This window comes from Nonomuraea sp. CA-143628 (assembly GCF_050942315.1).
GTDB lineage: Bacteria > Actinomycetota > Actinomycetes > Streptosporangiales > Streptosporangiaceae > Nonomuraea.
Genome location: NZ_CP192072.1, coordinates 5,725,574 through 5,747,092 on the forward strand (window position 1 = coordinate 5,725,574; position 21,519 = coordinate 5,747,092).

Annotated in this window: 20 protein-coding genes; 9 read left to right on the top strand and 11 right to left on the bottom strand. The window is 71.0% G+C overall.

Annotated features, from left to right (window positions below):
• Positions 1–20: 20 nt before the first annotated feature.
• The 3 genes from ACQP2T_RS26220 to ACQP2T_RS26230 all read right to left on the bottom strand — a co-directional run bounded on the left by ACQP2T_RS26220 (position 21) and on the right by ACQP2T_RS26230 (position 4,306).
• Positions 21–1,175: a M20 family metallopeptidase gene (locus tag ACQP2T_RS26220; RefSeq protein ID WP_433518687.1), complete on the bottom strand. Its 1,155-nt coding sequence runs from the start codon at positions 1,173–1,175 to the stop codon at positions 21–23.
• Positions 1,176–1,269: 94 nt separating this feature from the next.
• Entirely contained in the window at positions 1,270–2,706 is a 1,437-nt protein-coding gene (locus tag ACQP2T_RS26225; RefSeq protein WP_433518688.1) for an aldehyde dehydrogenase family protein, read from the bottom strand.
• A 37-nt stretch (positions 2,707–2,743) separates the two neighbouring features.
• Positions 2,744–4,306 carry a GMC family oxidoreductase gene (locus ACQP2T_RS26230; protein ID WP_433518689.1) on the bottom strand — a complete coding sequence of 521 codons (1,563 nt, stop codon included), beginning with the start codon at positions 4,304–4,306 and terminating at the stop codon, positions 2,744–2,746.
• 132 nt (positions 4,307–4,438) lie between these two features.
• Between ACQP2T_RS26230 and ACQP2T_RS26235 the strand changes: the two genes are divergently transcribed.
• The gene (locus tag ACQP2T_RS26235; RefSeq protein WP_433518690.1) at positions 4,439–4,915 is read left to right on the top strand and encodes a GbsR/MarR family transcriptional regulator; all 477 of its coding nucleotides are present in this window, start codon (positions 4,439–4,441) and stop codon (positions 4,913–4,915) included.
• Here the strand turns inward: ACQP2T_RS26235 and ACQP2T_RS26240 are convergent.
• Positions 4,912–5,421 (bottom strand): Lrp/AsnC family transcriptional regulator, encoded by a 510-nt coding sequence (locus tag ACQP2T_RS26240; protein WP_357952087.1) that lies wholly within the window; start codon positions 5,419–5,421, stop codon positions 4,912–4,914. The genes ACQP2T_RS26235 and ACQP2T_RS26240 overlap by 4 nt on opposite strands.
• A gap of 120 nt (positions 5,422–5,541) precedes the next feature.
• Here ACQP2T_RS26240 and pdhA point away from each other — a divergent pair, with 120 nt between their 5' ends.
• The 5 genes from pdhA to ACQP2T_RS26265 all read left to right on the top strand — a co-directional run bounded on the left by pdhA (position 5,542) and on the right by ACQP2T_RS26265 (position 11,495).
• Positions 5,542–6,648 carry a pyruvate dehydrogenase (acetyl-transferring) E1 component subunit alpha gene (pdhA, locus tag ACQP2T_RS26245; RefSeq protein WP_433518691.1) on the top strand — a complete coding sequence of 369 codons (1,107 nt, stop codon included), beginning with the start codon at positions 5,542–5,544 and terminating at the stop codon, positions 6,646–6,648.
• Between the two features lies 1 nt (position 6,649).
• Positions 6,650–7,666: an alpha-ketoacid dehydrogenase subunit beta gene (locus ACQP2T_RS26250; protein ID WP_433518692.1), complete on the top strand. Its 1,017-nt coding sequence runs from the start codon at positions 6,650–6,652 to the stop codon at positions 7,664–7,666.
• Positions 7,663–9,333: a 2-oxo acid dehydrogenase subunit E2 gene (locus ACQP2T_RS26255; RefSeq protein WP_433518693.1), complete on the top strand. Its 1,671-nt coding sequence runs from the start codon at positions 7,663–7,665 to the stop codon at positions 9,331–9,333. The genes ACQP2T_RS26250 and ACQP2T_RS26255 overlap by 4 nt, the downstream gene beginning before the upstream one ends.
• A 104-nt stretch (positions 9,334–9,437) precedes the next feature.
• Entirely contained in the window at positions 9,438–10,493 is a 1,056-nt protein-coding gene (hisC, locus tag ACQP2T_RS26260; protein ID WP_433518694.1) for a histidinol-phosphate transaminase, read from the top strand.
• 183 nt (positions 10,494–10,676) lie between these two features.
• On the top strand, positions 10,677–11,495 hold the full coding sequence (locus tag ACQP2T_RS26265; RefSeq protein ID WP_433518695.1) for an SDR family NAD(P)-dependent oxidoreductase: 819 nt from the start codon (positions 10,677–10,679) through the stop codon (positions 11,493–11,495).
• Between the two features lie 189 nt (positions 11,496–11,684).
• On the opposite strand, the gene ACQP2T_RS26270 is transcribed toward ACQP2T_RS26265, so the two are convergent.
• The 5 genes from ACQP2T_RS26270 to ACQP2T_RS26290 all read right to left on the bottom strand — a co-directional run bounded on the left by ACQP2T_RS26270 (position 11,685) and on the right by ACQP2T_RS26290 (position 15,028).
• Entirely contained in the window at positions 11,685–11,993 is a 309-nt protein-coding gene (locus ACQP2T_RS26270; RefSeq protein ID WP_225291077.1) for a MiAMP1 family antimicrobial peptide, read from the bottom strand.
• A gap of 141 nt (positions 11,994–12,134) precedes the next feature.
• Entirely contained in the window at positions 12,135–12,887 is a 753-nt protein-coding gene (locus ACQP2T_RS26275; RefSeq protein ID WP_433518696.1) for an SDR family NAD(P)-dependent oxidoreductase, read from the bottom strand.
• 129 nt (positions 12,888–13,016) lie between these two features.
• A complete protein-coding gene (locus tag ACQP2T_RS26280) occupies positions 13,017–13,655 on the bottom strand; it encodes an HNH endonuclease family protein (protein ID WP_433518697.1) in 639 nt (212 codons plus the stop codon).
• 212 nt (positions 13,656–13,867) lie between these two features.
• Positions 13,868–14,386: a GNAT family N-acetyltransferase gene (locus tag ACQP2T_RS26285; RefSeq protein ID WP_433518698.1), complete on the bottom strand. Its 519-nt coding sequence runs from the start codon at positions 14,384–14,386 to the stop codon at positions 13,868–13,870.
• A gap of 69 nt (positions 14,387–14,455) precedes the next feature.
• The gene (locus tag ACQP2T_RS26290; RefSeq protein WP_433518699.1) at positions 14,456–15,028 is read right to left on the bottom strand and encodes a carboxymuconolactone decarboxylase family protein; all 573 of its coding nucleotides are present in this window, start codon (positions 15,026–15,028) and stop codon (positions 14,456–14,458) included.
• Positions 15,029–15,108: 80 nt separating this feature from the next.
• Between ACQP2T_RS26290 and ACQP2T_RS26295 the strand changes: the two genes are divergently transcribed.
• A complete protein-coding gene (locus ACQP2T_RS26295) occupies positions 15,109–15,468 on the top strand; it encodes a winged helix-turn-helix transcriptional regulator (protein ID WP_433518700.1) in 360 nt (119 codons plus the stop codon).
• A 16-nt stretch (positions 15,469–15,484) separates the two neighbouring features.
• Here the strand turns inward: ACQP2T_RS26295 and ACQP2T_RS26300 are convergent, their stop codons facing one another.
• Entirely contained in the window at positions 15,485–16,525 is a 1,041-nt protein-coding gene (locus ACQP2T_RS26300; protein WP_433518701.1) for a LacI family DNA-binding transcriptional regulator, read from the bottom strand.
• Complete coding sequence (locus ACQP2T_RS26305; protein WP_433518702.1) at positions 16,509–18,980, bottom strand: glycoside hydrolase family 3 N-terminal domain-containing protein; 2,472 nt, start codon at positions 18,978–18,980, stop codon at positions 16,509–16,511. The genes ACQP2T_RS26300 and ACQP2T_RS26305 overlap by 17 nt, the downstream gene beginning before the upstream one ends.
• A gap of 277 nt (positions 18,981–19,257) precedes the next feature.
• Between ACQP2T_RS26305 and ACQP2T_RS26310 the strand changes: the two genes are divergently transcribed.
• Both ACQP2T_RS26310 and ACQP2T_RS26315 read left to right on the top strand, forming a co-directional pair.
• The gene (locus ACQP2T_RS26310) at positions 19,258–20,595 is read left to right on the top strand and encodes an extracellular solute-binding protein (protein WP_433518703.1); all 1,338 of its coding nucleotides are present in this window, start codon (positions 19,258–19,260) and stop codon (positions 20,593–20,595) included.
• The gene (locus tag ACQP2T_RS26315) at positions 20,592–21,518 is read left to right on the top strand and encodes a carbohydrate ABC transporter permease (protein ID WP_433518704.1); all 927 of its coding nucleotides are present in this window, start codon (positions 20,592–20,594) and stop codon (positions 21,516–21,518) included. Before ACQP2T_RS26310 ends, ACQP2T_RS26315 begins: the two co-directional genes overlap by 4 nt.
• Position 21,519 lies beyond the last annotated feature (1 nt).

A 21,519-nucleotide genomic window follows, 5' to 3' on the forward strand; every position in this document is an offset into this window, starting at 1 on the left:
CGGGCTCCTGGACCGAGGGCTCAGCCGTGGGAAGCCCGCCGAGCGGACGCGGCGTGGGCGAGGTCGATGGCGGTCCACGCCATGGCGGTGGCGCCGTCCAGGACTGCCCTGTCGGCGGCCGGAGTGACGCAGGCCGCGGTGAACTCGGGCTGATGGTTGACCGCGGGCAGACAGTCCAGCCCCAGCATGGGATGGATGGTGGGAACGACATGGGAGACGTTCCCCATGTCCGTGGCCGCGCCGGCCGGAGCACCGCCGGGCAGATCCGGGAAGACGCGCCCCAGCGCCTCGGCGTTGGCCCGGTACAGCCGCAGCATCCCCGCGTCGGGCCGCAGGTCGGCGTAGTCGGGGCCCAGGGGAGTGACCGTCAGCTCGCACCCGGTGGCCACCGCTCCCGCCTCGAAGCAGCGCCGCACGCGTGGCTTGAGCTCGGCCAGGGCCTCCAGCGTGGCGGCCCGGACGATCCACCGCCCGTGGCTGGCGTCGGGGATCACGTTCGGCGCGGTGCCGGCCTGGGTGACGATGCCGTGGACGCGGTCACCGGCGCCCGTCTGCTGGCGCAGCAGCCCGATCGCCACCTGCGCGACGGTCATCGCGTCGGCGGCGTTGACGCCCAGCTCAGGGTACGCGCCGGCATGGGCGGGCTTCCCACGGTAGGAGACCTCGAACTGGGCGACGGCCGAGCCGGGCATCGCCGCCATCTCGACCGCGGCGGGATGGACCATCATCGCCGCGTCGAGCCCCGCGAACGCGCCGCGCTCCAGCATGAGGATCTTGCCGCCGCCGCCTTCTTCGGCCGGAGTGCCGAGGACGGTCACCGTCAGCCCGAGATCGTCGGCCAGTCCGGCAAGTCCGACCGCGGCGCCCACTGCCGCGGCGGCGATGATGTTGTGCCCGCAGGCGTGCCCGATCTGGGGCAGGGCATCGTATTCGGCGCAGATCCCGATGTGCAGCGGACCCGTTCCCACGCTCGCCCGTACGGCGGTGGGCAGGTCGTAGCAGCCGTGCTGGACGTCGAAACCGGCGGCGCTCAGCGCGTCCGCCACCCACACGCTGGCCCGCGTCTCCTCGAAGGCGAGCTCGGGGTGGGAGTGGATGCGATGGGACAGCTCGACCAGGCGGCTGCTCCAGGAGCCGACGGCGTTAGCGGCATGCCGCTTGGCGCCGGCCGTCACCCCACCTCTCGCCGCAGCCACATCCCCGGCGCCCATTCTCGCTGGGCCTGCTGTCACCGGGTCCGCTCCCACCGCGTCCGCTCCCGTTGGGTCGTCACGTGACCGGGGCGGTCGGGGCAGACGGGGCGGTGTGGACCGAGACGGGGCGAGTGGCCGCGTCATAGGCGGCCCGGGATCCGGTCGCCCCCATGCCGCTGTCACCCGCCGGCTCGTACAGCCGCCCGGGCCCGCCGCCCTGCCACTGGTTGACCCACACGACCCCGGCGGGGATGTCGTGAGCCGCGGCCATGTGCGCAGGGTCGTTGGTGTACACGGTGGCGGCGAGGCCGAAGCGAGTGCCGGCCGCCTTCTCCAGCCCCTCCTCGAAGGAGGAGACGACCTCGACCGGGGCGAGCGGGCCGAAGGTCTCCTCGGTCATGACCAGCATGGAGTCGTCAACGCCGGTGAGCACGGTGGCGGGGTAGAAGAAGCCCTTGCCCTCGGGCACCGTCCCGCCCGTGCGGACGGTCGCGCCGCGCTCCACCGCGTCGGTGACGTGCCGGTCCACGATGTCGCGCTGACGCCGGTCGACCAGCGGGCCGAGCACCGTGCTCTCGTCGCGCCCGTCTCCCAGGGCGTAACCGCCGGCGACCTCGACGAGGGCGTTGACGAACGCCTCGGCGATGTCCTGGTGCACGTAGACGCGTTCCATGGACGTACAGATCTGGCCGGAGTTGGCGAACGCGCCGAACGCGATCGCAGCGGCGGTCGCGGCCGGGTCGACGCCCGCGTCCACGACCACGGGGTCCTTGCCGCCGAGTTCGAGGATCGCCCGGTGCAGCAGGGCCCCGCTCTCCGCGCCGACCCGGCGTCCGGCCTCGACCGAGCCGGTGAAGTGGACGAGCCCGATCCGGTCGTCCGCGACCAGCGGCGCACCGGCCCGGGAGTCGCCGAGCACCAGGTTCACCACGCCGGCCGGCAGATCCATCAGCTCCAGCAGCCGTACCGCCGACATGGGGGAACGCTCGGACGGCTTGAGCACGACGGTGTTGCCCGCCGCCAGCAGCGGGGCGAGCGCCCCCAGCGCCATGGGCACCGGGAAGTTCCACGGCACGATGACCGCCGTGGCGCCGAGCGGCTTACGCAGGATCGTGGTGGCGCTCCCGCCCGGACCGGCGAGGGTCTCCTCGAACGGGTAGTCCAGGGCTTCGGCCACCGCCGCCTTGAACCCTTGCGCCGCGCCCCCGATGAAGGTACGGCCGAGCGCTACGGGCTTGCCCATCTCCCGGCATTCGAGCTGCGCCAGCTCCTCGGCGTGCTCGGCGATCGTGTCCGCCCACCGCGACAGGCGCTCCACGCGCTCGGCGACCGGCAGTGCCGCCCAGGCCGGGTGCGCCTGGACGGCCGCGTCGACGGCCAGGCGGACGTCCTCCGGCGAGCCGCCGGGGGAGCGGCCGACGACCTCTTCGGTCGCCGGATCGATCACGTCGTGGAACGCGTCACCACGCGAGTCCTCCCACATGCCGCCGATCAGGTTCTGCAGGGTCTTCACGGAAAGGTGCTCCTTGCCAGGTAGGTAGGGGGCGGGCTCAGCCGAGACGGTCGGCCATGAGTTCGCCGACCATGATCGCTGCCAGGTTGGTGTTGGCCCGTGGGACGGAGGGGAGGATCGAGGCGTCGACCACACGCAGCCCGTCGACCCCGAGCACGCGGCACGACGGATCGACCACCGTGGCGGCGTCGCCGGGCGCGCCCATCCGGCAGGTGCTGGTGCCGTGCTGGGCGTCCACGGCGGTGGCCAGGAGGTGGTCGTCGAGTTCGGCGTCGTTGTCCAGCACCGCGAACAGGCGGCTGTTGCGGGCCTCGACCGAGCCGTCGAGGATCGGGGCGACCTCGGGGCCGCGCGCCATCTCGACGAGGGCGCGGACCCCCTGACGCAGCCGCTCCAGATCGCGGGCGTCCGACAGCATCCGCTCCCGTACCTCGGGCTGGGCCTCGGGGTCGGCGGAGGTCAGTGTCAGTACGCCGCGTGAGTGGTTCTGGTTCAGCCACACGCCGAAGCCGCCAGCCGGGAACCGGGTGTCGGCGGCCTCCATGGACAGCACGTTCTGGTTCAGCGAGACGAACATCATGTCGTGCGGCAGACTCCCGGGGCCGCTGGTGTAGCGGACGCAGACGTTGGTGTGGCGGTCGTCGGCCGTCTTGATGGCGGCCTCCGAGGTCAGCGGCAGCTCGACGACGATCATCGGATGGTCCTGCATGCCGAGGCCGACCGGCAGGTCCCGCCGTACCGTGATCCCCAGCCGGCGCAGGTCGGCGGCCGGGCCGACCCCCGACCGCAGCAGGATCGCCGGGGAGTGGATGACACCCGCGCTGAGCACGATCTCGTCCGCGTACTCGGTCGTCGCCGTCCCGTCCACGATCACCCGGACTCCCGTGGCGCGGTCGCCGTCGAAGACGACCTGATCCACCAGGGCCCCGCCGCGTACGGTGAGGCCGGGCAGGGACCGGCCCGGTTCGAGGTAGCCGTCGTTGACCGTGACCCTGCGCCCGGCGCGCGAGTTGATCGGGTAAGGCGAGACCCCGATCGCTCCGGGCGCGTTCACGTCCGGGGCCCAGGGGTGTCCGGCGGCCAGCGCGGCGGCCGACAGGGCGGAGTCCACCGCCCCCCACTGTTCCCGAGGCATCCGGAAGATCGGCGTCGGCCCGCCGCGCCCGTGGTACGGCTCGTCCCCGAACTCCGCGTCGTCCTCCAGCTTCGCGAAGTAGGGCAGCACGTCCCGCCACGACCACCCGGCGCAGCCCGCGGCGGCCCAGTCGTCGAAGTCCTCCATCGGCGGGCGGATCGCGATCTGCCCGTTGATCGACGAGCTGCCGCCCACTCCGCGCCCGCGCCAGTACGGCGCCTGCGCCTGCTTGTCGGTCCGGGAGGAGCTGACGCCCATCCAGACCAGGCCCTCGGTGGCGCTGGGATCCAGCAGCGCGCGGACGGGGTTCGGCGACCGCCACGCCTCGTGCATCTGCGCCGACCGGTAGTCGGGCCCGGCCTCCAGAAGCAGGACGCGCTTGCCCCGCTCGGCGGAGCGGACGGCGAGTGCCGCGCCGGCGGAACCGGCTCCCACGACGATGATGTCCCAGCCCGTGCCTGTCACGGCGAACCTCCTGCATTCGGGCAGCGCGGCTCCGGACATGCCCGAGCCGCTGTTAGCCGGTAGACTGCCCTCCAACGGAAAGTTCAGTCAATAGTGAAAGTTCATTTTTTTCTGAGCGATGGGAGTCCGGTGGTGTCCAGCCCCGTCGGCGACGATGCGGTGAATCCCCTGATCGACGACTTCGGGCTGCACATCGGCCGGGCGATGGGCTGGCCGCCGATGGCCGGCCGGGCCGCGGGCGTCCTCATGCTCAGGGAGGCGCCGATGACGATGGCCGAGCTGCAGGACGCCCTGGACGCGAGCAAGGGCTCGGTGTCGGAGACGACGCGCCTGCTGGTGGTCAGCGGAACCGTGCGGCGCTTCAAGGAGCCGGGTTCCCGGCAGTACGTCTACGAATGGCGCGACGACGCCTGGAGCGGCTGCCTGCAGCACCAGCTGGAGCAGACGGCCGAGTTGCTGACCCTGGCCGAGAGCGCGCAGCTGCGCGCCGCCGACCTGCCCGAGCGGCAGGGGGCGCGCCTGCGGGAGATGCACGAGTATTACACCTTCATGGTGCGCAGCCTCGACGCGCTTCTGGAGGAGTACAAGGCGTCCAGGGGCGCGCGCTAGCTCTCCCGCGCCCCCCAGTCCGTGCCCCGGCCGCGGGCCTCGTCGAACACCAGCCAGGTCCGGGTGGCCCGGACGCCGGGGACGTCCTGGATGCGTTCCAGCACCACCTGCCTGAGCGCCGCGTTGTCCGGCGTCCTGACCAGGACCAGGACGTCGTAGTCGCCGCCGACCATCGCGAAGTGCTCGACGTACGGGATGCTTCGCAGCCTGGCCGACACCGTACGCCAGGAGTTCTGCTCGATGGTGACCGAGACGTACGCGCTGGTGCCCAGACCCGCTTTGTGCGGGGCGAGTTCGGCCGTGAAACCGGTGATCACCCCGTCGTCCATCAGCCGCGTGAGGCGGGCGTAGGCGTTGGCGCGGGAGATGTGGACCCGCTCGGCGAGCGTCCGCATCGACATCCGGCCGTCACGCAGCAGCTCGGCGATGATCGCGCGATCAACCCCGTCTAGTTTGCTGGCCGAATGTCCCGGCCAGCCCCCCTCAACGCCCTCGTCGGCTGACATTTGGCCCTCCCCGCGTCCCCATTGAACCCATTTGTCGCTCATCATGCCTGATGTCTTGAACAGATGGTTCTGGAGGCCGACGCTTTCCTTGTCAAACGTCCAGAGAAAGAGAGCGTCGCCATGTCCGTGCGGACGCGCCGTCAAGCGGTCGACGGCCTTCTCCCCTCACCCGAGCCGGTGCGCTTCATCGCCGAGGACGGTACGGCCGTGCGAGCGCCCGCCGGTTACCCGGCGCCCGCCGATGAGCAGTTGCTGGAGGCGTACCGCCGGATGGTCCTGGGCCGCCGCTTCGACCGTCAGGCCACCGCGCTGACCAAGCAGGGCCGCCTCGCCGTCTACCCGTCCAGCCGCGGGCAGGAGGCCTGCCAGATCGCCGGCGTGCTCGCGCTGCGCGAGGACGACTGGCTGTTCCCCACCTACCGGGACTGCGTGGCCATGGTCTCCCGCGGCATGGACCCCGTCGAGGTGCTCACCCTGCTGCGGGGCGGCTGGCACTGCGGGTACGACCCCGCCGCCACGCGGGTCGCGCCGCAGTGCACGCCGCTTGCCACCCAGACCGTCCACGCGGTCGGCATGGCCGAGGCACTGCGCCGCAAGGGCGAGGACGGCGTCGTCATGGCCTTCATCGGCGACGGCGGAACCAGCGAGGGCGACTTCCACGAGGCGCTCAACTACGCCGCGGTCCTCCACGCCCCCGTCGTGTTCTTCGTGCAGAACAACAAGTACGCGATCTCGGTACCCCTGGCCAGGCAGACCGCGGCCCCCGCGCTCGCGTACAAGGGGATCGGCTACGGCATCCCGTCCGAGCAGGTGGACGGCAACGACCTCGTCGCGGTGCTGTCCGTCCTGACCGAGGCCGTGCGGCGGGCGCGGACCGGCGGTGGCCCCTTCCTGGTGGAGGCGCACACCTACCGCATGGACGCCCACACCAACGCCGACGACGCCACCCGGTACCGGCAGACGGAAGAGGTCGAGCGGTGGGAGTCGGCCGACCCCCTCGCCCGCCTGGAGACCTATCTGCGCGGCCGGGGCCTCCTGGACGCCGAGGCCGTCGCCGCCGCGCACGCGGCCGCCGAGGAGTACGCCGCCCGCCTGCGCGACGAGATGAACGCCGACCCGGAGACGAACCCGTTCGAGCTGTTCGACCACGTCTTCGCCGAGCCCACACCCCAGCTGCGCGAGCAGCGGGCGCTGCTGGCGTCCGAGCTGACCGCCCCGGAGGACTGACATGACCACGATGACGATGGCGCAGGCGCTGAACACCGCGCTGCGGGACGCGCTGCGCGAAGACGAGCGGGTTCTCGTCTTCGGCGAGGACGTGGGCCCGCTGGGCGGCGTCTTCCGCGTCACCGACGGGCTGACCAAGGAGTTCGGCGAGGATCGGTGCTTCGACACCCCGCTGGCCGAAGCGGGGATCGTGGGCCTCGCGGTGGGCATGGCCATGGGTGGGTTCCGCCCGGCGGTCGAGATGCAGTTCGACGCCTTCGCCTACCCGGCCTTCGAACAGATCGCCTCACACGTGGCCAAACTCCGCAACCGCACGCGCGGGCGGCTGTCGCTGCCGATGGTGATCCGGATTCCGTACGCGGGCGGCATCGGCGGTGTCGAGCACCACTGCGACTCCAGCGAGGCCTACTACGCGCACACGCCGGGACTGAAGGTCGTGACCCCCGCGACCCCGGACGACGCGTACTGGCTGCTGCGCGACGCCATCGCTGACCCCGACCCGGTGATCTTCATGGAGCCCAAGCGCCTGTACTGGTCCAAGGGCGACATCACGCCCGCCGACCGGCGCGCCGGGGGGTTCGGGCAGGCGGTGGTACGGCGCGAGGGACGCGACGCGACCCTGGTCGCCTATGGGCCGAGCGTCCCCGTGGCCCTCCAGGCCGCTGACGCCGCGTCCCAGGACGGCATCTCCCTGGAGGTGGTGGACCTGCGGACGATCGTCCCGTTCGACGACGAGACCGTCGTGGCCTCGGTACGCAAGACCGGCCGCTGCGTGGTGGTCCAGGAAGCCCAGGGCTTCGCCGGGGTGGGGGCGGAGATCGCGGCCCGCGTACAGGAGCGCTGCTTCCACTCCCTGGCCGCCCCAGTGCTGCGTGTCTCGGGATTCGACATCCCGTATCCGCCGCCCATACTCGAGCACGCGCATCTGCCCGACGTCGACCGGATCCTCGACACGGTCGACCGGCTCCAGTTCGGCGACGAGCCCGATCTCCTGCACCTGTCCCGGGAGGCGTCATGACGACCACTGCGGCGCGGCAGGTGTTCCGCCTGCCCGACCTCGGCGAGGGCCTGACGGAAGCCGAGATCGTCGTATGGAAGGTCGCCGTCGGCGACAGGGTCGAGATCGACGAGATCGTGGTGGAGGTCGAGACCGCCAAGGCGGCCGTGGAGGTGCCGGTCCCCTTCGCCGGGACCGTCCTGCGGCTCCACGCGCAGGCGGGCACCGTCCTGACGGTCGGCGAACCACTCATCGAGGTCGGCCCCGCGACCGCCGACCAGGACACGGCGACCACCATTGACCAGGACACGGAACCCGCGGCGGCCGTCGACCAGGACACGGATCCGGCCGCGGTCCGCTACCGCGAGGAGGAGCAGGCCGGCTCCGGCAACGTCCTGATCGGGTACGGCACCGGCCGCACATCCGGCACACGGCGGCGTCGCGGCGGCTCCCGGCGCACCGACCGGAAGGCCCCCGAAACGGCACCGGAAGCGTCCGCCTCTCCTCCTGCCGCCGAACCCGAGCGTGCCGCCCAGCCCGAGCGTGCCGCTCAACCCGAGCGTGCGGGCCAGCCCGAGCGTGCCGCCCAGCCCGAGCGTGCCGCTCAACCCGAGCGTGCGGGCCAGCCCGAGCGTGCGCCGGAGCACGCGCCGCAGCACACGCCGGGACAGGCCCCGCGCGTGGTCTCTCCGCTCGTTCGCCGGATCGCCCGCGAGCACGGTCTGGATCTCGCCGCCATCACCCCTACCGGACCTCGCGGCGTGATCCTGCGCCGCGACGTCGAGCAGGCCATCGCCGACCTCGGCAAGGCAGCCGGAGACTCCGCCGCATCGCCCGCGCCCTCGCTCTCCGCGACGGGAGCGGCGCCCGCGTCTGCGCTCCCCGCGACCGGAACGATGCCCGCGGCGCCGGGCGGAACGCCGCCCGCGTCTCTGGGCGGCGCGGCAGGAGCGGTGCCGCCCGCGTCCGCGCTCGGCTCGGCCGGGACGGCGTTGAGGGCGGAGCGGATCCCCCTGCGCGGCCTGCGGCGGGTGGTGGCCGACAAGCTGACCCGCAGCCGCACCGAGATCCCCGACGCCACCACCTGGGTGGACGTCGACGCCACCGGCCTGCTCGCGGTGAAGGACGCGCTGCGACAGGACCGCCCGGATCTCGGCATCGGCCTGCTCGCGCTCCTGGCCCGCATCTGCGTGGCCGGCCTGCGACGCTTCCCCGAGCTGAACTCCTCGGTCGACACCGGCCGCGCCGAGATCGTCCGGCACGGTCACATCAACCTCGGCTTCGCCGCGCAGACCGATCGCGGTCTGGTCGTGCCGGTGGTCCGGGACGCGCACCTGATGACGACCGCGGAACTCGCCGCGGAGCTGACCCGCCTCACCGGCCTGGCCCGCTCGGGCGGACTGCCTCCCACGGCGCTGACCGGGGGTACGTTCACGCTCAACAACTACGGGGTCTTCGGCGTGGACGGATCCACTCCGATCATCAACCATCCCGAGGCGGCGCTCCTCGGCGTCGGCCGCGTCATCGACCGCCCCTGGGTGACCGGCGGCACGGTCGTACCCCGCAAGGTAACCCAGCTGTCACTGACCTTCGACCACCGCGTCTGCGACGGCGGCGCCGCCGGCGGCTTCCTGCGCTATGTGGCCGACTGCGTGGAGAACCCCGCGATCCTCCTCGCCCACGTGTAGCGACCGGCACAGACTCGCCCACGCACAGACTCGCCCACGCACAACGACCGGCACCGAACGCTCGCCACCTACTGCGACCGGCACCGAAAGGAAGTGAGACCCACGTGGTCCATGTACGTCCGTCCCTGATCGGACTCCAGTCCTACGTGCCGGGACGCAAGGTGCCCGGAGCCGTCGTCCTGGCCAGCAACGAATGTCCGTACGGTCTGCTGCCCAGCGTCGCCGCCCGGCTCGCCCGGCTGACCGGCGGCCTGTCCCATTACCCGGACATGGGCGCCGGCCACCTGCTCCAGGCGCTCGCCGACCACCACGGCGTGACCCCCGACCGCGTCGCCGTGGGAGCGGGCTCCTCCGAAGTCTGCGGGCAACTGCTGCACACGGTGTCGGCGCCGGGTGGCGAGGTCGTCTTCGGCCGGCGGTCGTTCGAGGCGTACCCCATCCTGACCGCGGTGGCGGGCGGAACGGCCGTACCGGTGCCGCTGCGCGACCACGTCCAGGACCTTGAGGCCATGGCGGCGGCCATCACCGAACGGACCCGGCTGGTCTTCGTCTGCAACCCCAACAACCCGACCTCGACGCCCGTCGGCGAGAGCGCCCTGCGCGCCTTCATCGACCGGGTGCCCGAGCACGTGCTGATCGTCGTCGACGAGGCCTACCACGAATACGCCGATCCGTCCGTCGTGCCGGACGCGCTCGCGCTCTTCGGCGACCGGCCGAACGTCGTCGTCCTCAGAACCTTCTCCAAGGCGTACGCGCTGGCTGGGCTGCGGATCGGCTATTGCGTCGGGGCGCCCGAGATCATCGCGCAAGTACGCAAGACGCAGACCCCGTTCAGCGTCAGCGCCCTCGCCCAAGAGGCGGCGATCCTCGCGCTCCAGGAGCACGAGGAGGTCGCCAGGCGGGTCGCCCGCACGGTCGAGCAGCGCGAGCGCGTCACTCGTGAACTCCGGGCCCTCGGCTATGACCTGCCCGCCTCCCAGGCGAACTTCGTGTGGCTGCCGCTCGGCCAGGACAGCACGGCCTTCGCCGACCACTGCCTCGCCAACGGGGTCATCGTCCGCGCCTTCTCCGGAGAAGGCGTCCGCGTCACCATCGGACTGCCGGAGGAGAACTCGGCCTTCCTCACCCTGGCCGAGACCTGGAGACCGGCCTTCACCTAGCCCATCCAGCTGATTGACGAGGAAGCCGAGGTCGGCCGTTACCACCGGCTCGAGCGGCTGATCCGTCGTGCCCTGAGGCGCGCAGTTTGCTTCGAGGCTCGAAGCTGTTACCTTGGTCCTTGCTTCGAGGTTCGAAGTAAATAGCGACGCCGAGCACGAACATGCTGAGGAAGCGATACGCCCATGTACAGGTACACCGGCATCACCGCGCTCGTCACCGGCGCCTCGAAGGGTCTCGGCGTCGCGTACGCCCATGAACTCGCCCGACGAGGCGCCGAACTCGTGCTCGTGGCCCGCTCCGGCGACGCGCTGCGCCGGGTCGCCGACGAGATCCAGAAGGAGCACGGGGTCGAGGTCACGACCGAGGCGGCCGATCTCGCCGATCCCGACGGGGTGGCGCGTCTGATCGCGGAACTCGACCGGCGGGGCCGCACCGTCGATCTCCTGGTCAACAACGCGGGCGCGGGCGCCATCGGCCCGTTCCTGAGCTCCTCGCTGCGGCGCAACGTCGACTCCGTCGAACTGAACGCCATTGCCCTGATGAGCCTGACCCACGTGCTCGGCAACCGCATGGCGGAGCGGGGGCACGGCGGAATCATCAACGTGGCCTCCACGGCCGCCTTCCAGCCGATGCCGTACCAGGCCAGTTACGCGGCGACGAAAGCGTTCGTGCTGTCGTTCACCGAGGCGCTGGCCGAGGAACTGCGCGGCACCGGGGTGCGGGTCATGGCGGCCCACCCCGGAGCCACCGCCACGGGGTTCTTCGACGCCACGTCCGCCACCATGAACCCGGCGTTCACCGACACGCCGGAGGATGTCGCGGTCAAGACCCTCGACGCCTTCGCCAAGGGCGTCGTCAACTCCTACCCCGGGCGGGCGATCAACAGGTCGGCGACCTGGCTCTCCCGCGCGTTGCCCCGCGCCACGGTCGCTCGGTTGACGGGGCGCCTGAACCGGGCCATGGGGTTGCACCGCGCCCAGGACCTCGACGTCTCGTCGTGATCGCGTGCCCTTGAAGACAGCGGAGCGTGTCGCGGTCCGGCTGCCCGTCGCGGTGCGGGACGTACTCGATGAGAGCGACCACGAGCCGGCGGGGAGCTGACACCCGGCCCCTGGGGCGTGCGGATCCTCGTGGAGCGCTGATGCCACGGAGGGCGCCCGCCGAGCGGACGCCCCCCGTAACCGCTCAGGTCAGCACACGATGAAGATGCTCTGCCAGCCGACCGGCGTACGCTGCTCCGCGTTGCGGTTGGAGGGCAGCTCGAAATGCATCACGCCCTGCGCGTTGGGCTGGTTGTACATGCGCCCGGACTGACCGTCGCCGTACCACTTGTAGGACCCGTGGAAGGGGATGTTGGACACCCCGCACGCGTCGAGGACGACCGACCTGCCGGTGAAGCCCCGGCCTTCGTAGGCGATGTACTGCGAGGCGTAGGCGGCACTGGCGGTGAGGGCGATGATTCCGGCGGTCAGGGCGGGTACGAGGAGGATTCTCTTCACACTGCTCCTTGGTGCAGGTTTCCGCTGGGCGAGCGTGGCTCGCCGTAGGACGCCCTCCATCATGTACGGAAAGTAGCCGAGGCGACACTTACTGTGACGACAGGCTGTGCTCGCCCCGGCCACCAGCGCGGGATCCCGGGTTCAGCGCAGGTAGGAGGCGCCGTTGAGGTCGAGCACCGTGCCGCTGACGAACTCCGCCTCGGCCGAGGCGAGATAGCGCACCGCCGCCGCGACCTCCTGCGGCTGGGCGATCCGGCCGAACGGGCTCTGCGCCTCGACCCCGGCCCGGTTCTCCTCGGTCAGGATGGAGGCCGCCATGTCGGTCTCCACGAAACCCGGCGCCACCGAGGAGACCGCGATGCGGTGCGGGGCGAGTGCGATGGCCAGCGACTGACCCATCGCGGTCAGGCCGGCCTTGGCGGCGGCGTATCCCGGCGCCAGCGGCTCGCCCCGGTAGGCGCCGCGGGAGGCGACGTTGACGATGCGTCCGCCGCGGCCGCGCTCCACCATGTGCCGGGCCACGCACCAGGAGACGTTCGCGGCGCCGAGCAGGTCCACCTCGACGGTCCGGCGCCAGATCCGCTGCCAGGACGCGTAGTCCACGGTCAGCGGATCGTGGAAGAGGTAGACGGCGGCGTTGTTCACCAGCACGTCGATGCCGTCGAGGGCGTCGATCGCCGCCGAGACGAACGCGGCGACGGCCTCCGGATCCGCTATGTCTCCCTGGACGACGGTGTGGCCGTCGCCGTCGAGCGCCGACCTGACCTCCTCCGCCTCGCGGGGGGAGTCCCGGTGGTGGATCGCGACCCGGTCGCCGCCGGCGGCGAAGATCTTGGCGATCTCACGGCCGATCCCACGCGACGATCCGGTTACGAGCACGCCTCGGCTGTCCACGATTGACCTCTTTCCCGACAGAATTCCGGCGGTACGCCGTCGGGACACGCTAATGCAGCATGCCGGACAACAGAGGAGAAGGCACGACGCCCCCGCTTCCTCGAAGGCGTCGTGCCGTTGGGCTGGGAGTCAGCAGGAGGCGAGCATGCTGCTCAGTGCCGTCTTCTCGGCGCTGTCGATGGTCAGGCTGTAGTACCACTTGACCTGGATCCAGGATCGGGCGTACCGGCAGCGTTCGGCGGTGCGTGGGGGCTGCCATTCGGCCGGGTCCTGGTCGCTCTTGGACTGGTTGACGTTGTCCGTCACGGCCCACAACTCGGGGCCGCCCAGGTCGTTGGCGTACGTCTGGCGCTGGGGGGTCGTCCACGCCCACGCGCCCGACGCCCATGCCTCGGCCAGGGGGACCATGTGGTCGATGTCGACGTCGGAGGCGGCGGTCCAGGTCGCGCCGTCGTAGGGGCTGTACCAACTGCCGGAGACGGCCGCGCAGGCGGAGTCGGTCACCACGTTGGTGCCGTCGCGCTTGAGGACCTCTTCGCGGGTGTTGCAGGTTCCGCTCTGGGTGATCCAGTGCGGGAACAGGTCGCGGTCGTAGGTACTGCTGTGGGATTCGGCGGCCACGGTGAGGGTGGCGAGCCGGGAGGTCGCGGTGGCCGCGGACGGGATGTTCGGCGGGGTCGCCGCAGCCGGTTGCGTGGTGATGGCCAGGGTCAGGAGGGTGACGCAGGTGATGTTGAAGGCAGCCGATAACGCACGCTTGCGGTGCATGAGGGGTGGGCCCTTCTGCCGCCGTCCTCGGACGGGCGCAGCTGGCTCATCGGAGGCGAGGAGGGCGGGCACCTTGACGGTGACAGCGTCCGTTTGGTCAATAAATGGCCAGGTTTGCCGAGCGACAAAGTGGACGTTGGTCTATTCCTGACACTGGTCGTCATGGAGACGCCGCCGGGCTGGTCAACGTTGGAGCATCGTTCACCGGGCCGTCATGGGAGAGCGCCTCGGGCGGGTAGGCGCCGTACGTACCAGTCGTGGTCGTCCTGGCCCTGTCTCAGGTAGGTGAAGCCGGCTCGGCCGGCCACCGCCGCCGAGGCGGTGTTCTCCGGATCCACCCTGATGACCGCCTGGGTCGCCCCGGCGGCCGCCGCGTGCAGGCAGGCCAGCCGCACCGCGCGGGTGGCGATGCCACGGCCGCGCCAGGCCGGGTAGAGCCCGTAGGCGAGATTGACCTGCCCGGGGGCCAGATACGGCTGGTCGAACCGCACGTCGATCGTCCCCGCGAGGGCCCCTTCCGTACGTATCCCGAACGTATGGACGGGCCCACCGGCTGCCCACCGCTCCAGGCATCGGCGTATGTGCGCCTCGACCGTGGCCCGGGTCCCTGGTCCTCCGTTGAGCCAGCGCACCAGCTGGTCGTCTTCCCCGGCCAGGTGGGCGTCGACGTCATCCAGGCACAGGGGGGAGAGGGTGACCGTACCGTCGGACAATCTCGATATCTCGGGCATCTGGCGAGTCTTCGCCGGCCCGTACGGGTCGCGCCACTGAATAATTGCCTGCCTGCCTCGGGAAGGCTCTCAGCTCGCGGGAGCGAAGTCGGCGAACCGTGGGGCGTGTGGCTCGTGGGGCACGCGTGCCGCGGTCGCGGCGAAGCTGATCGCGTGGTACCAGCCGCAGAGCATGAGGAGGTCGAGGAGTTGGCCGTCGTCCATGACCTCCGCGAGCCGGGCCCACAGCGCGTCGTCGATGTCGCAGCTGTCGTGCAGGGCGTCGACGGCCTCGATCAGCAGGCGTTCTCGCGGGGACTCCCAGCACGGATCGCTGTGCGTCCCGTGCGTCACCGAGACGACCTGGGCGGTGGTCAGCCCGACCCGCTCGGCGAACATCGACACATGAACGCCCCACTCGTACTCGCAGCGGCACCGCGCACACGTACGGGCGATCGTGATCTCCCGCTCCCGCATGGTCAGCGTCAGCTGACGGCCCAGCTCGTAACGGCCCCATCCGTGCATCGCACCGGTCATCGGAAGATTGCGGGCGAACATCCGGAACAGCCCGATCGGCGGAACGCCCGCCGGCATCATGCTCTCCAACTGCGCCCGGACTTCGGGCTCGTACGGCGGCTCCACCAGAGCTATGCGCGGCGGCATCCACCCTCCCCTGAGTGTTTCGGAAATCGAAACGAACGCCCCGATGCTATTGTTTCGGAAATCGAAACACAAGGAGGAATATGCCGGCGAATCGGACTCCGCTTCCTGGCCGGCCCGTTCGCGGCTCCGCGACCGGCCGGCCGCTGATGGCCGCCATGGACCTGCTGAGCCGGCGCTGGGCGCTGCGGATCATCTGGGAGTTGCGAGACGGCCCGCTCGGCGCACGCCCTCTGCTCGCACGCTGCGAAGGGCTTTCCTCTAGCGTCCTGTACCAGCGCCTCGACGAACTGACGACCGCCGAACTGGTCGCTCCCAGCCAGGCGGGCTACACGCTGACCGTCGTAGGGGCGTCGCTCGGCCCCGCCCTTCGGGAGCTCAACGTCTGGGCCGACACCTGGGCCGAGACCGTCCACGCACGCTCACCTGAACAGCCCCACTGACCTGGCGGCCCAAGCCTCAGGGGGCCGAGGCGCCGGAGGCGGGCGATGCCGGAGCGGTCGAGCCCCGGACGATCAGCTCGGTGGCGAGTTCCACGTGGTGGGAGTCGATCTTCTCGCCGGCCGCCAGGCGCAGCGCCGTGCGCAGGGCGACGCCGCCCATCTCGCGCAGCGGCTGGCGGACGGTGGTCAGCGGGGGTGAGGCCATCGGGGCGAGCTGGGTGTCGTCGAAGCCCACGACGCTCAGGTCCTCGGGGATGCGCAGGCCACGCGCCCGGGCGGCCTCCATGACGCCCAGGGCCATCTCGTCGTTGGCCGCGAAGATCGCCGTCGGAGCCTGGGCCAGGTCGAGCACCGCCGCGCCGGTGACCATGCCGTCGTGGTAGTGGAAGCGCCCCGTCTGTACGTATGCGGGCGGCACGGGCACTCCCTCCGCCTCCATGGCGGCGCGGTAGCCGTGCAGGCGGGCTTGATTGCAGGCCGCGGACGCCGGGCCACCGAGGTAGGCGATGCGCCGGTGCCCGAGGGAGAGCAGGTGCTGGGTCGCGGCGAAGCCACCCGTGAAGTTGGTCGACCCGATGCTGGTCACCCGGACGCTGGGCAGGTTCAGCGGGTCGATCACGACCAGCGGCAGGTGGGCCCGGGACAGGGCGGTCAGTTGCGCCGATGTCAGCTCGCTGGTCACGGCGATCAGCGCCCGCCGACCGGCGGAGATCAGAGAGCGGACCCACCCAGGGGTACGCTCCCTGCCTCTGCGGATGCTGATGACGACCCCGATGCCTACTTCGGCTCCGGCCTCGACCGCGCCTTGGATGATCTCGGCGGAGTACGCGGTCAGATCCGTGTCGAACTGCACCTCGATCGTGCCGACCCCGGTCGCCTCGGTCCGGCGCGGTGACGGCGCGACGTAGTCGTGCTGCTGCAGCAGGGACTGCACCAGGGAGCGGGTCGCCGGCGCGACGTCGCTGCGGCCGTTGAGCACCTTGGAGACGGTCGCGACGGACACGCCGGCCGAGGCCGCCACGGTGGCCAGCGTGGCCCGCCTAGGACTGACCGGCATCTCTGCCCTCCTGTTTCCCTGCGACTTTCCCTGCGACGGGGTCCACGTCCACGGGTTCCCCTGTGACGGGGTCCACGTCCACGGGGGTGATGAGCCGTCGGCCGCGACCGACGACCCGCAGCGGGCCGGTCAGCCGGACGACGCCGCGGCACGGCAGGTCGGCGGCGGAGGTGCCGACGAGCACCTCGACGTCCCCGGGCTCGACGATCCGCCGCAGGTCACGGCCGGTGAAGGCGGTCCGGTCAGCGTGTACGTGAAAGCGTACGCACGCACTCGTACCCGCCTCCAACCGGACCCGCGCGAACCCGGCCAGCTGCCGCACCGGCCGGGTGACCTGGGCGAGCACGTCGTGCAGATACAGCTGGACGACCTCCTCGCCCGCCCGGTCACCGGTGTTGCGGACGCGGACCGACACCGTGAACTCGCCGTCCGTGGGCACCTCGGCGTCGCTGATCAGCAGGTCGCCGACCTCGAAGGAGGTGTAGGAGGTGCCATAGCCGAAGGGGAACAGCGGAGTGGGATCGAGGTTGCTGATGCCGTGGCTGTTGAGGCCCAGCGGCGGCTGCAGATAGGTGCCCGGCTGCCCGCCCGGCCGGCGGGGGATCTGAACGGGCAGCCGGCCGCCGGGCTGCACCCGGCCGGACAGCACGCCGGCGATCGCCGCCGCGCCCTCCTCGCCGGGCATGAACGCCTGGACGAGGGCGGCCGCCCCGGCGTGCACCTCGCCCAGCGCGTACGGACGGCCAGAGACGACGACCACGACGACCGGTGTCCCCGTGGCGGCGAGCTCGGCCAGCAGGTCCTCCTGCACCCCGGGCAGCCGCAGGTCCTCGGCGTCGCAGCCCTCGCCCGAGGTCCCCTGCCCGAACAGGCCCGCGAGGTCGCCCACGACGGCCACGCACAGGTCCGCCGCGCGGGCGGCGGCCGTCGCGGCGGCGAAGCCGGAGCGGTCCTCGCCCCGCACGTCGCAGCCGCGTTCGTGGACGATCTCGGTGTCCGGCAGCTCGATCCGCAGGGCGTCGAGGATGCTGGGCGCCTCGAGGCCGAGCCCGAGGCCGGGGTGGCGGGGCAGGACGTGGTTGGGGAAGGCGTAGCAGCCCATGAAGGCGCGCGGCTCGGCCGCGGCGGGCCCGACGACCGCGACGCGGCGCAGCTCCTCCGCGCGCAGGGGCAGCGCGGTGCCGCCGTCGAGCAGGACGATGGACCGCTCGGCCATCTCGCGGGCCAGCGCCCGGTTGTCCGGCGAGTCCAGGTCCACCGTGGCCGCCGCGGACACCGAGTCCTCGGGCGTCCAATCCTGGTCGAGCAGCCCCAGCTGGACCTTCTGGGTGAGCAGTCGGCGCGCGGCCCGCTCCACCAGGGCTTCGGGCAGCTCGCCCCGGCGTACCCGCTCCACCAGGTGCCGGCCGAAGCCGAGGGTGTCGGGCAGTTCGACGTCGATGCCCGCGCTGAGCGCCAGGACGCCGGCCTCGTCGGTGTCGGCGGCGACCTCGTGCATGGTCGCCAGGAACGGTACGGCCCAGTAGTCCGAGACGACGGTCCCGGTGAAGCCCCACTCCTCGCGCAGCAGGTCGGTCAGCAGCCAGGAGTCGGCCGCGGCCGGGACGCCGTCCACGTCGGAGTAGGAGTTCATCACCGAGCGCGCGCCGCCCTCGGCGATGGCCGTCTCGAAGGGCGGCAGGATCATGTCCATCAGTTCGCGGCGGCCCATCGGGACGGGACCGTGGTTGCGGGCCGCCCGCGCGGCGGAGTAGCCGGCGAAGTGCTTGAGCGTGGCGATGATCCCGGCGCTCTCCAGGCCGCGGACGTAGGCGGCGCCGAGCATCGAGACGAGATAGGGATCCTCGCCCATCGTCTCCTCGACCCTGCCCCAGCGGTAGTCGCGCACGACGTCCAGCACAGGGGACAGGCCCTGGTGCACGCCCACGGCGCGCATGTCCCGCCCGATGGCGGCGGCCATCCGCTCCACGAGGCCGGGGTCGAACGTCGCGCCCCACGCGATGGCGGCGGGGTAGACGGTCGCGCCGTACGTCGTGAACCCGGTCAGGCACTCCTCATGGACCAGCGCCGGAACGCCGAGCCGGGACCCTTCGACGACCAGGCTCTGCAGACGGACCACCTCCGCCGCGCCCTCGGCCGCGGTCACCGGCCCGCTGCCGAAGACGCGGGTCAGATGACCGAGCCCGTGGCGGCTCGCCTCCTCCAACGGGATGGTCCCAGAGGCGGCGAACACGTCCTGCATCGGCGCCACATTGAGGCTCACCTCCGGGTCCGGATCGGGCTGGTCGGCCGGCCGCATGTCGTTGCCCACCCACCGGCTGCCGAGCTGGCCGACCTTCTCCTCCAGGGTCATCTCGGCAAGAAGGGCGTCGACCCGTTCGGCCACGGGGAGCGTCTGGTCCTGCCACGGGCGGAGAACCCGCTCCGCCGCCAGGGGCCGATCTACAGCCGTCATCTGCTGCTCTCCTTAGTGCCGCAATATTTCGCAATGTTTCGGCGCCGTCAAGTGATCTTTACGGGTAGTGCTTGCCGGGCGTTCCTGGGTCTTGACACGTCAACAGCCGAAATCTAGATTGACGGCCGCGCGGTCATTTCGCAAATGTTTCGAGAACCTACTTAAAAGGCGGATTGGGGGAGAGGCATCGGGGGGTGCTGCTCCACGACCGCCGGCCACCGCATCCGATGATCAACGAGCCGCGGCCCGCCCCCGGCATTCGAGTACGGAGATCAGCGTGGAGTCCAGGACAACGTCTCGCCGCACCTTCCTCAGCCTCTCGATGGGCCTGCCCCTGGGCGCCGCGCTCGCCGCCTGCGGCAGCTCCGGCCCCACCAAACCCGGTGCCACCGGTGGTGGTGGCGGCAACAACGCCACCTACTGGTACCTGTCCACTCAGCCGCAGGAAGGCATCCGCACCGCCGCCATGGAGCGGTTCAACAAGGCCAATCCCAACGGCCAGATCACCGGGACGACCTTCCAGAACGACGCCTTCAAGACGAAGATCAAGACGGCGATCGGGGCCGGCCAGGCGCCCACCATCATCTGGGGCTGGGGCGGCGGCGGCCTGCGCAGCTACGTACAGGCCGGCCAGGTCGAGGACCTCACCTCGTGGTTCGGGCAGAACGCCGCGGTCAAGGACCGGCTGTTCCCGTCCTCGTTCGGGGCCGCGACGGTGGACGGCAAGATCTACGCGATGCCGTGCGAGACCGTGCAGCCGATCGTCCTGTACTACAACAAGAAGCTCTTCGAGCAGATCGGTGCCCAGCCGCCCCAGTCCTGGGGCGACATCATGGACCTGGTGCCCAAGTTCAACGCCAAGGGCATCGCGCCGTTCTCCCTCGGCGGGCAGTCCCGCTGGACGAACATGATGTGGCTGGAGTTCCTCTTCGACCGCATCGGCGGCTCCGAGGTGTTTCAGGCCGTGTTCGACGGCCAGAAGGACGCCTGGTCCAACCCGGCCGCCATCGACGCCCTGACCAAGATGCAGGCCCTGATCAAGGCCAACGGGTTCATCAAGGGCTTCTCCTCGATCACCGCGGACTCCAACGCCGACCAGGCGCTGCTGTACACCGGCAAGGCCGCGATGATGCTCCACGGCGGCTGGACGTACGGGAGCATGTCCGCCGACGGCGGCGACTTCGTCTCCGGAGGCAACCTCGGCTACATGAACTTCCCGCCGGTCGACGGCGGTAAGGGCGACCCCAGCGACACGGTCGGCAACCCCGGCCAGTACATGTCGATCTCCTCCAAGGCGAGCCCGGAGCAGAAGGAGATCGCCAAGAAGTTCTTCGCCTCGCTGCTCGGGGACGAAGAGGTCAAGGCGTGGGTGGGCGTCGGCTCGGTGCCGATCGTCAAGGGCGCTGACAGCGCGTTCGCCTCCTCCAAGGACGCGGAGTGGCTGAAGTTCGTCTACGGCATCGCCAGCAATGCCAAGACCTTCGCCCAGTCCTGGGACCAGGCGCTCAGCCCCACGGCGGCGGAGGTGCTGCTCGACAACATCGCCAAGCTGTTCCAGCTGTCGATCTCGCCGCAGCAGTTCACCACCAACATGAACGCGGTCATCGGCAAGTGACCACGATTCCGACCTCCGCCGGACCAGGTCAGCCATCGGCCCGGGCGCGAGGGGGACGCAATCTCCCCCTCGCGTGGCTGACCGTTCCGGCGCTGGTCTTCTTCGTGGGCTTCGGGGTGATCCCGCTGATCGGGGTCCTCGGGCTCAGCTTCACCACCTGGGACGGCATCGGCGACATCCACTTCTCGGGCTTCACCAGCTGGCAGGCCGTCCTCACCGACCCCGGCCTGCCGCACGCGCTGTGGGTGACGTTCCTGATCATGGCACTGTCCTGGCTGGTGCAGACGCCGGCGAGCATACTGCTCGGGGTGTTCCTGGCCGGGGCCCAGCGCTACCGCGCGGTGCTGTCGGTGCTGTACTTCATCCCGCTCCTGCTCAGCTCGGCGGCCATCGCCATCACCTACAAGGCGCTGCTCGACCCGAACTTCGGCCTCGGCGCCGGACTGAAGATCGCGCTGCTCAGCCAGGACTGGCTCGGCCGGCCCGGTCTCGCCCTGGGCGTGGTGGTCTTCGTGGTGTCCTGGCAGTTCATCCCGTTCCACTCGCTGATCTACCAGGGCGGCGTACGGCAGATCCCGCAGTCGATGTACGAGGCCGCGGAGCTGGACGGCGCCGGACGGGTCCGCAAGTTCTTCAGCATCACCCTGCCGCAGCTGAAGTACACGATGATCACGTCCACGACCCTCGTGCTCGTCGGCTCGCTGACCTTCTTCGACCTGATCTTCGTGCTGACCGCAGGCGGTCCGGGTGACGCCACCCGGGTGCTCGCCCTGGACATGTACAAGCGGGGCTTCCAGGCCAACCTCATGGGCCCGGCCAGCGCGATCGCCCTCATCCTCGTCCTCGTGGGCCTCGCCCTGTCGCTGTTGCTGCGCCGGCTCGGCGGCGGCAAGGCCGACCACAGCCAGATGGAAGGGGCCTGAC

What these genes read in the sequence shown, in the direction of transcription:
- ACQP2T_RS26240 (WP_357952087.1), bottom strand. Translation starts at nt 5,421, where the DNA reads ATGTCAGCCGACGAGGGCGTTGAGGGGGGCTGGCCGGGACATTCGGCC.
- pdhA (WP_433518691.1), top strand. Translation starts at nt 5,542, where the DNA reads ATGTCCGTGCGGACGCGCCGTCAAGCGGTCGACGGCCTTCTCCCCTCA.
- ACQP2T_RS26250 (WP_433518692.1), top strand. Translation starts at nt 6,650, where the DNA reads ATGACCACGATGACGATGGCGCAGGCGCTGAACACCGCGCTGCGGGAC.
- ACQP2T_RS26255 (WP_433518693.1), top strand. Translation starts at nt 7,663, where the DNA reads ATGACGACCACTGCGGCGCGGCAGGTGTTCCGCCTGCCCGACCTCGGC.
- ACQP2T_RS26265 (WP_433518695.1), top strand. Translation starts at nt 10,677, where the DNA reads ATGTACAGGTACACCGGCATCACCGCGCTCGTCACCGGCGCCTCGAAG.
- ACQP2T_RS26280 (WP_433518697.1), bottom strand. Translation starts at nt 13,655, where the DNA reads ATGCACCGCAAGCGTGCGTTATCGGCTGCCTTCAACATCACCTGCGTC.
- ACQP2T_RS26285 (WP_433518698.1), bottom strand. Translation starts at nt 14,386, where the DNA reads ATGCCCGAGATATCGAGATTGTCCGACGGTACGGTCACCCTCTCCCCC.
- ACQP2T_RS26290 (WP_433518699.1), bottom strand. Translation starts at nt 15,028, where the DNA reads ATGCCGCCGCGCATAGCTCTGGTGGAGCCGCCGTACGAGCCCGAAGTC.
- ACQP2T_RS26295 (WP_433518700.1), top strand. Translation starts at nt 15,109, where the DNA reads ATGCCGGCGAATCGGACTCCGCTTCCTGGCCGGCCCGTTCGCGGCTCC.
- ACQP2T_RS26300 (WP_433518701.1), bottom strand. Translation starts at nt 16,525, where the DNA reads ATGCCGGTCAGTCCTAGGCGGGCCACGCTGGCCACCGTGGCGGCCTCG.
- ACQP2T_RS26305 (WP_433518702.1), bottom strand. Translation starts at nt 18,980, where the DNA reads ATGACGGCTGTAGATCGGCCCCTGGCGGCGGAGCGGGTTCTCCGCCCG.